Origin of the sequence: Rossellomorea sp. SC111 (genome assembly GCF_024733565.1) — a bacterium.
GTDB lineage: Bacteria > Bacillota > Bacilli > Bacillales > Bacillaceae_B > Rossellomorea.
The window spans coordinates 270,833-282,088 of record NZ_JANIOC010000004.1 but is presented as its reverse complement, the minus strand read 5'-3'; the positions used below and the strand labels follow the sequence as shown (position 1 = coordinate 282,088).

8 protein-coding genes are annotated in these 11,256 nt (G+C 38.7%); 6 read left to right on the top strand and 2 right to left on the bottom strand.

Annotated elements, in window-relative coordinates; genetic code table 11:
- The first annotated feature begins 1 nt into the window (after window position 1).
- From NQ095_RS07150 to dcm, 3 genes are all read left to right on the top strand, one after another.
- Complete coding sequence (locus NQ095_RS07150) at window positions 2-1,264, top strand: hypothetical protein (RefSeq protein ID WP_258262783.1); 1,263 nt, start codon at window positions 2-4, stop codon at window positions 1,262-1,264.
- On the top strand, window positions 1,254-3,806 hold the full coding sequence (locus NQ095_RS07145) for an SNF2-related protein (RefSeq protein ID WP_258262782.1): 2,553 nt from the start codon (window positions 1,254-1,256) through the stop codon (window positions 3,804-3,806). The genes NQ095_RS07150 and NQ095_RS07145 overlap by 11 nt, the downstream gene beginning before the upstream one ends.
- 331 nt (window positions 3,807-4,137) lie before the next feature.
- Window positions 4,138-5,400, top strand: coding sequence for a DNA (cytosine-5-)-methyltransferase (gene dcm, locus NQ095_RS07140; protein WP_258262781.1), 1,263 nt, complete (start codon window positions 4,138-4,140; stop codon window positions 5,398-5,400).
- A 35-nt stretch (window positions 5,401-5,435) separates the two neighbouring features.
- On the opposite strand, the gene NQ095_RS07135 is transcribed toward dcm, so the two are convergent.
- Together NQ095_RS07135 and NQ095_RS07130 are read right to left on the bottom strand one after the other, a co-directional pair.
- A complete protein-coding gene (locus NQ095_RS07135; RefSeq protein ID WP_034761767.1) occupies window positions 5,436-5,858 on the bottom strand; it encodes a very short patch repair endonuclease in 423 nt (140 codons plus the stop codon).
- A 140-nt stretch (window positions 5,859-5,998) separates the two neighbouring features.
- Entirely contained in the window at window positions 5,999-7,372 is a 1,374-nt protein-coding gene (locus NQ095_RS07130) for a Sau3AI family type II restriction endonuclease (RefSeq protein WP_258262780.1), read from the bottom strand.
- 173 nt (window positions 7,373-7,545) lie between these two features.
- Between NQ095_RS07130 and NQ095_RS07125 the strand changes: the two genes are divergently transcribed.
- From NQ095_RS07125 to NQ095_RS07115, 3 genes are read left to right on the top strand one after another with little or no spacing between them, the layout of a single operon-like run.
- On the top strand, window positions 7,546-8,319 hold the full coding sequence (locus NQ095_RS07125) for a hypothetical protein (protein ID WP_258262779.1): 774 nt from the start codon (window positions 7,546-7,548) through the stop codon (window positions 8,317-8,319).
- 33 nt (window positions 8,320-8,352) lie between these two features.
- A complete protein-coding gene (locus tag NQ095_RS07120) occupies window positions 8,353-9,777 on the top strand; it encodes an McrB family protein (protein WP_258262778.1) in 1,425 nt (474 codons plus the stop codon).
- Entirely contained in the window at window positions 9,752-11,113 is a 1,362-nt protein-coding gene (locus tag NQ095_RS07115; protein ID WP_258262777.1) for a restriction endonuclease-like protein, read from the top strand. The genes NQ095_RS07120 and NQ095_RS07115 overlap by 26 nt, the downstream gene beginning before the upstream one ends.
- The last annotated feature ends 143 nt before the right edge of the window (window positions 11,114-11,256 follow it).

The following is an 11,256-nucleotide window of genomic DNA, read 5'->3' as shown; positions in this document are numbered from 1 at the left end:
AATGACGATTGATTTAAAGAGTCTGATTGGAAGCAGAATACAAGAAACTACTGGGACAAGAAAGTTAACCATCAAGGGGGAAACAGATAACTATACTGTTTGTAAAATCCCTTTGGATTTAGTCCATTACAATGAAAAAAACGGTCGTATCGCCACATACATCAGTCAATACCTTACTGAAGGAAATAAGATTGATAAAGATGTTATTGAAGATTATAACATGGTTCTACAGAAATTCATTGAAAACTCAAATAGTAATGCGATTAAGACAACTAAACAAAATATTGATCGCTTTGGTCAAAGAGTACCCGGTGTTGTTTTGAATGATGGCCGTATCATTGATGGGAACAGGCGTTTCACTTGTTTACGGCTTTTGAAAAATGAAGGTAAAGATGTTTATTTTGAAGCGGTTATCCTAGATCCGAAAAATGGAATTGATGACCGAGATATCAAACGACTTGAATTAAATCTGCAGCATGCAGAGGAACGTCCGGTAGATTATAACCCAATAGATAATCTCGTCGATATTTATCGCGATATTTCAATTGATAAGCTATTCACAATTAAGGAATATGCTGAAAATACAAACAAAAGGCCAAAAGAGGTAGAAGTAAGCTTGAAAAAAGCTGAATTGATGGTTCAATATTTGGAGTTCATCAATGCTCCAGGCCAGTATTTTATCGCAAGAGATATGGAATTGGATGGTCCACTTCAAGAATTAGTAGGAATTCTAAATAAAGAATTCAAAAAGTTGGATTTTAAAGATTTGAGTAGACCTGAATATCCAAATAAAACTGAGCGCGAGGAGTACCTTCGTATTAGAAATGCCTTGTTCACTGCAATCTTTACAAATCGAGAAAAAGGGGACCTTACCCGTTACATACGTGAGATGGGGAAATTCGTGATTCACAGTACGAATCGGGATGATTTCTTGGATGAGTATGAAGAAGTTGTGGAAGAGGTATATGAAACCTTACAAGACCAAGAGGAAGTCACTACTCAAACGGTCAAGGAAATAGGTAAGGAACTTGAGGTAGTTCGAAAAGAAGGGAAAGACATCATTGATAGAAAGATTCAAGATACACAAATCAAAGTAGCGAGAAAAAAGCCAGTTGAATTATTAAATCAAGCGTTAGCTGATTTGGAGAGAATCGATTTGGATCAAGTCAGTAGATTGAAAAGTGAAGATGAAAAAGAATTTAGGCTGGTATTGGGGAAAATTGACTCAATGTTAAAAAAGTTTGGTGGGAAAATTGAGGTTTAATGAACTTTTATTACAGCCTACCTATTATACTACTTCTTCCAATATAGCCAAGGAGTTCTACAATCCAGTATTATCTTTGGCTACTTCCTATGATCGCGTCAGTGGTTATTTTAGTTCGAAAGCCCTTGCATCTTATGCGAAAGGGCTTTCGGGCTTAATTAATAATAATGGGAGAATGAGGTTGATTATATCCTTGGAAATCAGCCAGGAGGACTTTGAGTTGATTAAACAAGGATATGGATTGAGGGAAGAAGTCCAACATGGATTGATTAGCAAATTGGATGAATCCATGACTATAGAAGAACAGAAGGATTTCTTTAATCTGGCTCACCTGATTGCGAACGGGTATGTAGATGTGAAAATTGGTTTTACAAAATACGGAATATTCCATTCTAAGTTTGGCCTTTGTAAAGACCTTGATGAAAATGTAATTTACTTTACTGGATCTAACAATGAAACGGAAGCAGCTATAAAGAATAATTTTGAATCATTCGATATAACAGCTTCTTGGTTGGCCTCTTCTTTTGATGAACAAAAGCTACATAAGGCAAGGGTGGAATTCGATAAGCTTTGGAATAATGAAAGGAAACATGAAACAGTATACGTGCAGGAAATAAATGAAGTGGTAAAGAAGAAAATTGTTAAATATGATAAGGGGCGACTTGTCTTGGATACAGATACTTTGACAGAAAATGCACTTATTTTGACTTTGGAAGATAACAAATTAGTTCTACAGGATAATTTAGAAGGTTTTAGTATACCACCTAATGACTATGCAATTTCACAAAAGCTCGCTCCTTATTATGAAGATGTTTATCCTAATTTTTCTGATGAACTTACATATATAGAAATTAAAAAAGCAATTACTGTTCTTGAAAAATATGCTAAGAGGAAAAAGTTCAAATTCATTGTAAGTACGCGATTAAAGGACTATTTGGCCAGAACGGCTTATTGGATTGAAGAGCGTGCAGAATACGGAAAGTTAATCAAAAGTCAAAATGAAATGATTAGAGAAAGGTTTAATAAATTCAGTAGTATTGTTCATAAAGAATTGCACCGTGAATTACGTGACAAGCAGATGTGGAGTGCATTTTATATGCATCAAATGAAAAACGCTGCGAACTTTTCTGTGCCAGGAGCAGGTAAAACTTCAATGATTTATGGTGTGTTCGCCTATCTTAATTCAGATGAAGTCAACGAAGTTGATAAGATTGTGATGATTGGTCCTAAGAACTCCTTCTTATCTTGGAAGCTTGAATTTGTAGAAAACTTTCAAGATAAAAAGAGTTTGAAAGAACTTGATATCCATGAATCCAAAATGAATGAGTTTAGGATACGACTGGATAGTGGGGAGAAAAACCTTATTCTCATAAACTATGAATCTTTACAAAAGTATGAATCTGTACTATGCGATATCATTGATAGCAGGACGATGCTTGTCTTTGATGAAGTTCATAAAATTAAGGGAGTACAGAGCAAGAGGGCTCAGTCAGCAAAAAGGGTATCAGTCAATGCTGGGTTTAAATATGTTTTGACTGGAACGCCTATTCCGAACACATATCAAGACGTTTACAATTTCTTGAATATCTTGTATGCGGATGAATATAAGTTGTTCTTTAATTTCAAACCCAATGATTTACTGAACCCAGGTCCAACTCAAGTAGATAGTATCAATGGGAAATTATATCCATTTTTCTGGAGAACCACTAAGAATGAACTCGATGTTCCACCTGCGAATCCAGATGAAATCATTAAAGTACCTGCTTCAAAAGAGGAACAAGAACTCATCGATCTTTTGTATCGTAAGTACGGGGGTTCACCTTTCAATCTTTATATTCGCTTGATTCAAGCATCTGCAAACCCTGAATTATTACTTAAATCAATTGATGTGATAGAAATGTATGGTGATGAGAATGCCCCCTTGTGGGATAGTTCTTTATTTAAGGAAGAAGTTACATTTAGTGAAGAGGAAATTAACTTAATACGTAATATTCCAATAACAAGGAAGTATAAAGAAGCGATTGATTTAACAACTGATTTATTTGAAGAGGATAAGCAAACTATTATATGGTGTATGTTTGTTAATACAATTGACAAAGTCCATGCTGATTTAAGGGGTCGAGGAATAAACTCTGCAGTCATATATGGCAATACTCCGCAAGAAGAACGTGATGAAATTATAGGTAAATTCAAAAAGAGGGAAGTAGATGTGCTGGTGACAAATCCACATACCTTAGCAGAATCGGTATCTCTGCATAAAACATGTCACGATGCAATTTATTTAGAATATTCTTTTAACCTGACTCATATGCTGCAGTCGCGTGATCGTATTCATAGATTAGGCCTGCCAAGTAATCAATATACTCAATATTATTATTTTATGCTTCAAGGACAAGAGGAACGTCGTAATACTATTGATGAAAAAATCTATGATCGACTAAAGGAAAAAGAAGAAAGAATGATACAAGCAATTGAAAATGGTGTGCTTGAGCCTAATCCGGAAGAAGATTATCAAGATATCTTAGAGCTCTTTAAGATGTAGATTTTTCCTTCGCATAAATTTAGCTATATTCTTTATAGGAAGTCCTCAGTTTAAGTGGGCTTCCTATATCTTTTACTTAATCTATTCCTTAATATCACTGAACATACCGTTCACATTAGTAACTATAACCTCTCAATATATTCCTATATCTTAAAGCTTGATTTCTGTTATAATATACTATTGGGACATTTTAAATACCGTCATAAAACAAAATAATAATCTAAGATTGTACTTATTCTATATTTATTTTTATATATTATGTTAAAGAGTTGTATTTAGTGATAGTTTTATTATAATAAAGCTTAAGAAATAACCGAAAGGATGTTCGGTAATGATAAATGTAATAGAATTATTTGCCGGAGTGGGTGGATTCCGAATCGGGTTGGAAGCAGCAAAAGGTTTTGATGTTGTCTGGGGAAATCAATGGGAACCTTCAAAGAAAGCACAGCATGCATTCGACTGTTATGCACGTAGATTTGATAAACAAGGTATGCACTCTAATGAAGATATAAGCACGGTTGATGGAGAGACTTTCAAAAAATTGGATATCGAAATGATTGTCGGTGGCTTCCCTTGTCAGGATTACTCCGTTGCTAGAAGCTTGAATGGGGAAAAAGGACTTCAGGGTAAGAAAGGCGTTCTCTTTTGGGAGATTACCCGGTTGATGAGGGAGACAAGTCCTAAATATGTTTTGCTTGAGAATGTCGATCGACTGCTGAAGTCCCCTTCTAAACAAAGGGGCAGGGACTTCTCCATCATGTTGGCGAGCTTCAGGGACTTGGGATATTCTGTGGAGTGGAGAGTCATCAATGCGGCTGAATATGGACAAGCCCAGAGAAGAAGGAGGGTTTTCATTTTTGCCACTAAGAATGAAACTCCTTATGTAATCAATAGAAGAAGTTTTGATGAATCCCAGATGTTACACGATAAAGGATTCTTTGCAAAACCATTTCCAGTAAAAGAAGGTATATCTGAAAAGAAAAAACCTCAATCATTCATCATGAAGAAAGATCTCGTGGAAATTTCCGATGAATTCTCAATGAATTACTATAACGCGGGAATCATGAGAGACGACTTAGTCTATACGGAAGAAGTCACTCCTGTGGAAGAATCACCGATTCCGTTGAAGAAAATCCTTCAGTCGGATGTTGATGAAAGATATTATTTAACTGAAGCGGCCATTGAAAAGTTCACTTACTTAAAAGGTCCTAAAAAGATTGAAAGAACGTCAGCAACCGGACATAAATACGTCTTTTCCGAAGGGGGCATGGCATTCCCCGAGTCTCTGGACAAACCCGGAAGAACGATGTTGACGAGTGAAGGCACTGTCAATCGAAGTTCCCATGTGGTGGAAGATCCAGAGACGAAAAGGCTGCGTATCCTTACACCGGTCGAATGTGAGCGACTGAATGGATTCCCGGATGGGTGGACGGAAGGCATGACGGACAGGATGAGATACTTCTGTATGGGAAATGCCTTGGTCGTTGGGTTAATAGAACGCATGGGGAAACGGATATTTGAACTAGAGAAAGAAAACGTAGATGGGAATCAAGTTGAACTTGATTTGGTGTTTTCGGAAACGGATGCACAATAGAAAAAGAACTCTCCCGATTCAATTAGGAGAGTTCTTTATTTATAATCCATTTTAGCTTCATCAATGAAATCACTAATCTTTTGGATTGCGGTTTCGAATTCCCCTCGTATCTCATGTTCCCAAAGGCGCAAAATATTCCATTCCTTTTCCTCGTAGTATTCAGTCACTTCCTTATCACGTTCTTGGTTCCTGGTCAGCTTTTCTGTCCAGAACTCGACGTGTGATTTAGGTATCTTGCCATGGATCGGACAAAGATGCCAAAAGCAAGAGTCGATAAAGACCACTACTTTATACTTCTTTATGGCGATATCGGGTGTTCCTTTTAATGACCTTACATTTCTCCGGATTCTGTAACCACGGCTCCACAATTCTTCGGTCACCATGTTTTCCAATTTAGAGACTGCTTTGATGGAGCCCATAATTTTGCTTCTTTCCTCTGTTGTTTTAGGGTTCTTCATTTTTCACGAACTCCTTTTGATGGGATATGTTTATACTACCTGGTTTTTGGCAGTGATAAACATGGGATGCAATTTGATATCAAAGTAGAGAATCTTATTAAAAATGAAAGCCACAAGAAGAATTTCCTGTGGCTTTCATTTTATTCATCATCTAAAATTTCTTGTATATATTCCCTATCCAACCAGTAGCTTTGTTTAGTGATCCATTGACCATCGGGAAGTAACGTTTTATCTTTCCCATTACCTGCTTTGGGACGGACGTGGCTGACGCCGTTAAACGAGGGGCCAGGCAAATTGTTGAAGACCCGTCTCCCTTTAGGAATCAATTCGACTCCCTCATCTACAACTTTTTTTAATTCCACCCATAAATTGTATAGTTCGCCTTCGATGGTCTGTTGGGGCATATTCCAAAGTTTGATTCCTTCAAAAAAAGGAATTCGTTTTACCTTTGGCTTATAATTTTCGGTGTACCTAAATATAAGGAATAGGTACTTTCGCTCAGCAAAAAGTTGATATAGTTCACCATCTTCCCATTCTTCGTTTAACAGTGTATCAAAATTCACTCTCTTAAATGACATGTGTTCACGGATACTATCGTCAGGTTCACGACCAACAGTCTTGAACTTGATGTTTGCCTTTGAAAATTCCTCAATGTCGCTGATATCATTTTTCTTAACACCCAGTAGTCGGGCCATCAAATGAGGTACCATGGATTTGTTGTTAGGGTTATACTTTATTCCCATTTCAGAACATAATAAATCCACTCTTTTCCCATAATGAGGCATGAACCTCTCATTCAAGATTTCCTCCAGTGATTTTGTCTGAAGCTCGTCTTTGTTGGAGAAGGATTCCATGTATTCAGGTGTAAGACATTTGCGGATTAAACCTGTCATGTAAGAAGCTTTAAGAGAAAATGCACGTTGCTTTGCCCCTAAAGTAGAATAAGGTTGAGGGCGGACGCTCAACTTGTTTGCGCCTTTGGTAGAAGCAGATAAATACATGGTATCTGCTTCCGATATCAAATGAGCCTCGCCACTCCTGATTTTTGTAACGATGGTTTTCCAGTCCCGGCGCATCACTGCCAAATCCTCCTCTGAGAATTCGTTTAGGAAGGCTTTGAAAATTTGATAATCACTTATATCTACATCCGGCTCGTATTGATATAACATAATCAGCATTTTGGCTGCCTTACTCATGAATGAGGATGTCTCGAAAGTCAATTTGAATTCATTCATGTAATCGATGATATTCAGGACCAATCGCTCTTTTGCAGAATATGTCCCATTTTTATTTTTCTTAAAGGGTGTGACTTTGAGTTCGACGCCGAGATTTTCAAAGTCTGGTTTGGAGGCAGAGTTAATTTCGTATCCAAAGTAGCTTTCTTCGATGATGTTACCCAATGTCCCTTTAGATTTTAAGTTTTTTATTCTGCCAGTGGTATCTATTTCCCCGAAGGTTTTTCCTTCTGCAGCTTGTGCTTTAATCATTAATTCTTCTATTGTTTCATATATCATATATTTTCTCCTCGTCAATTGAGTGAATACCTAGATTTCTTATTTTGTATTTTACTAGAAAAGTAAAATTATGTATATTATTTGTGTTTAAGGGAGCAAGATGAATACTTTCCCTTTTCCTCCCAATAATATGCTAGTCTAGAAACATAACTAACAATAAGTGGGTGAACACAATGCTCAACCTTACATACTATCAATCATTATTCAATGAAGACAATACCGAAATTAGGTGCCGCAGGGTCCTTGATGAAGTGGCTCCTCAAGTAAACAGGGTATTTGAACGATTCGTTACTTCCAAGGAAATTCCTTTGGGAGATAAGTTATACATCCGTAACTACGATACTACTTTGACGACGACTTATCATGATGCGCGGAATCCAACATATGCAGAAAAGAAAAAGAACTCTGATATGGGCAGGAAATACTTTGTGGGTCTATATATGAAATCCGGTGAGAAGGAATACAACCTTTTGACGCTAGAATTTAATGGAATTGATCAATCGTTATTGATGCATACGGAAATAAGCCTTATTCCTTTTTGGTCCTGGTCCAGGAGTGGTGTTATCCGGGACGTGTTGTCCTCGATTCCTGATGAGTACTCGATTTTCACTGGATGGAAGGAAAAGTCGAGGGTGCCTAAAGAAGAATTTGAAGATTTTGTGAAAAGTTGTATAAAACCAAGAAAGAGGCCATGGTTCCAAGTAGGGAAGAGTATGGACCTTGAAGGACAGATGGATGAGGAAGAACTGAGTGGATATTTAAAGGAAGTCTGGGACGGGTTGAACGAATTCAGGGAATTCATCAATAGGGAAATACAAACAGGACAGAGGGCTTGGACTGCATTAAAACAATTGTCTTCCATACGTGATATTGAAGAAACCCAACTGCTTGGACGACCTTATTCTGTAGAGATTTCTTCTGCTGAAAACCTTAAATATCAAGGTTAGAGACAATCTTTTCAAATCAATGATGGAGATCAAATGATTACGAAAGGCAATATTGATTACCTTGATTACCATGACAAAGTCACCCCTTACCAAACGATTCTCTTGAGGGTGGCAGGGGGCAACCAGATTTTCACCAATGTACGTGAGATTTTGGCCGATGGTACAAAGGAATGGTGGATCAAGAAGTTATTTGCCACTCAGAGCATGGATAATCATGAAATCAAAGTGGAAGCTATGCGCTTGCTCAAAGAACATGGAATCAAGGTGGATGATGCTTCTTATTGCGTGGGCACCTATGACAATGAGTCCGAGACCTTCATGGAAGGGGCTCATCAGGTGAAGAAGAACTTTATTGATGCAGCTCTTTTGTTTGCCCATGCACGGAAAACTGTGGAACCCCCTTCTGATAGTGCGGACAATGAACTGGAAATGGAAGGTGAAAATGAGCTTTCCGACACGGAAACACTTGATCCTAATTTCAGGTTCCAAGAGATTCATGACATGATTGATAACAGTCAATTTACTTTTTCAAAATCCATTGTGAGGGACTTGCACCTGAATCTGACGGCGCTTGATGACAAGCATTTCGTTATCCTCAGCGGAATTTCCGGGACTGGTAAAACGCAACTTTGCCGTTTATACGCCAATGCTGTATATGGGCTGGAGTATGAAAGTGAAAATCCATATTTCAGCATTATACCCGTCCGACCCGACTGGACTGATGCCAGTTCCTTGTTCGGGTACTACAGTTCATTCGAGAAACGTTATGTGAAAACGGAATTCTTGAAAGTGATACTGAATGCATTGAAGGAACGGGAAAAGCCACATTTCATTCTACTGGATGAAATGAACCTGGCCAGGGTGGAGTACTATTTGAGTGATTATCTAAGTGCGGTGGAGTCAAGAAAGGAAATCCCACTTCATCAGGATGAGCATATAACGGATGTCCCTCAAAAACTAATCATACCGCCTAATGTTTATATACTAGGGACCATCAACATTGACGAAACTACTCATTCCATATCGGATAAAGTGCTGGACCGTGCGTTTGTCATGACATTATCGGATGTGGACTTTACTTCCTTCTGGAAAAGGGTGGACCAGGATTTGAAAGATTCATTGTTCCGGGAATTCCTTCTTTTGAAGGAGTTGCATACTAAATTGTCTGCATACGAACTTCATTTTGGCTACAGGACCATGGGGGAGATGCTTCAGAAGCTCTATGCGAATCACCAGCTGGGAGCGGATCATGCAATGGATCCGATGGAAGCACTGGATGGCGTGATTGCCGAAAAGGTGTTAACGAAGATCCGCGGTGACGAACGAATATCGGAAATGCTTCATGAACTGAATCGCTGGTTGACTGCCAATCTGGAAGGCAGTTCCGTCTCCTTGCAGCATGTGAAACGGATGCAAGAGGAGTTGGAGTACTATGGTGCCACTCAATTCTGGAGATAAATCATTGGAAATATGGATGTCTTCGGATGGATGGATTTCTTTTGAAGAAGCCTATTTAACCGAGGCTACGGAATACAAATTGCGGTATGAGGGGACTGAAATCGAATTAAGGATGCAGGGGATACCGATACTTTTTCACAAGGAGGGGGGCCGTTTCTTTACGACACTCGTGACTCCCTTCCAGAGCGGATCGGTGAAAGTATTCCTCAATGGTAAGGAATATGAAACATTCATTTATCCTGATTCCCGTAAACTATCAGAACAGCAATTTGATGTGATGATTGAGGAGGTATTAGAGGAAAGCAACAGCTGTTTTCAATTGAGCGGATTGGAGAGGGAAGTCTCTGTATCCGGTAAGAGCCGGGGAGCCTCCTGGACGCAGTGGATTTACATTGAAAGGTCCATGCAACCTCTACGTCAGATTTTTGACCGTATCGAGAAACAGCCATTCAGCAGGCTCGTCAAACTGCCGATTGTTCAAAAAAGGGAGAGGGTACAACGTGTTGAACATACGACGTTGAACTGGCTGGATAAGAGAGGGTACGGTGAAACTATTCCCCTCAATGTCGAGACGACCAAAACGTTTGAGACAGTGGACGTGTATGAAAATCAGGTCTTGAAGAAGCAGCTGTTTGACCTGACTACTCTCCTTAGGACATACATGAAAGTGGAAAGAGTGGACATTTCCAAGAAAGCGGCAACGTTTCATTCATTGATAAGAAGGTGGATCAACTCTCCTTTTCTACAGGAAGTTTCCATGCATCAAGGGCCATACTCCATAACCCAGAAATTCAGGAAACATCCCATTTACCGACAATGGTATAAATGGTTTGAGCAACTATACAAGCATGATAGGGAAGGAATCGGTTTTGATTATCCCATTGCCCTGAAAGACACGTTCGAACTATATGAGATGTGGTGCTTCATGAGAATCGTCAAGATATTGAGAGAGCTGAACTTGGTGGAGGAAACCGGTGGGCTATACAAGACGACAGAAAGCGGAATCTTTATCGATTTGGCTCAAAACAAAGAAAGCAGAATCAGACTTCGAGATGGGAAGTCACTCTATTTCCAACGGAACTATCAGTACAATTCGAAGGAATTCTATACCTATACTCAAAGGATGATTCCTGATATCGTTTTGGAGTGTGGAAAAGAAATCTTCGTATTCGATCCAAAATACCGAATATCCGAAAATCTCGGTACCGCCCTTGGTGAAATGCACAAGTATCGTGATGGAATTGTTCACAGGGAAACAGGGGAAAGAGCTGTCCGCGAAGTGTATATTCTGACACCGACGAGTAATAATTCTGTGGAAGCGATGAGGTATTTTTAGGAAGGCTACCATGCTAGATATAAGGTGGGAGCCATTCAGATGGTACCTGGAGTTGAAAGTGAGCAGTTACAAAAATTTTATAGTAGCATAATACAAATGTTAAGTGAATCGTAGAGTTTTAAAATGGAATGTTTAGAACGCGA

Bases quoted from the DNA above. Each gene is read 5' to 3' on its own strand.
- NQ095_RS07150 (WP_258262783.1), top strand. From the start codon at position 2: ATGACGATTGATTTAAAGAGTCTGATTGGAAGCAGAATACAAGAAACT.
- dcm (WP_258262781.1), top strand. From the start codon at position 4,138: ATGATAAATGTAATAGAATTATTTGCCGGAGTGGGTGGATTCCGAATC.
- NQ095_RS07135 (WP_034761767.1), bottom strand. From the start codon at position 5,858: ATGAAGAACCCTAAAACAACAGAGGAAAGAAGCAAAATTATGGGCTCC.
- NQ095_RS07130 (WP_258262780.1), bottom strand. From the start codon at position 7,372: ATGATATATGAAACAATAGAAGAATTAATGATTAAAGCACAAGCTGCA.
- NQ095_RS07125 (WP_258262779.1), top strand. From the start codon at position 7,546: ATGCTCAACCTTACATACTATCAATCATTATTCAATGAAGACAATACC.
- NQ095_RS07120 (WP_258262778.1), top strand. From the start codon at position 8,353: ATGATTACGAAAGGCAATATTGATTACCTTGATTACCATGACAAAGTC.
- NQ095_RS07115 (WP_258262777.1), top strand. From the start codon at position 9,752: ATGGTGCCACTCAATTCTGGAGATAAATCATTGGAAATATGGATGTCT.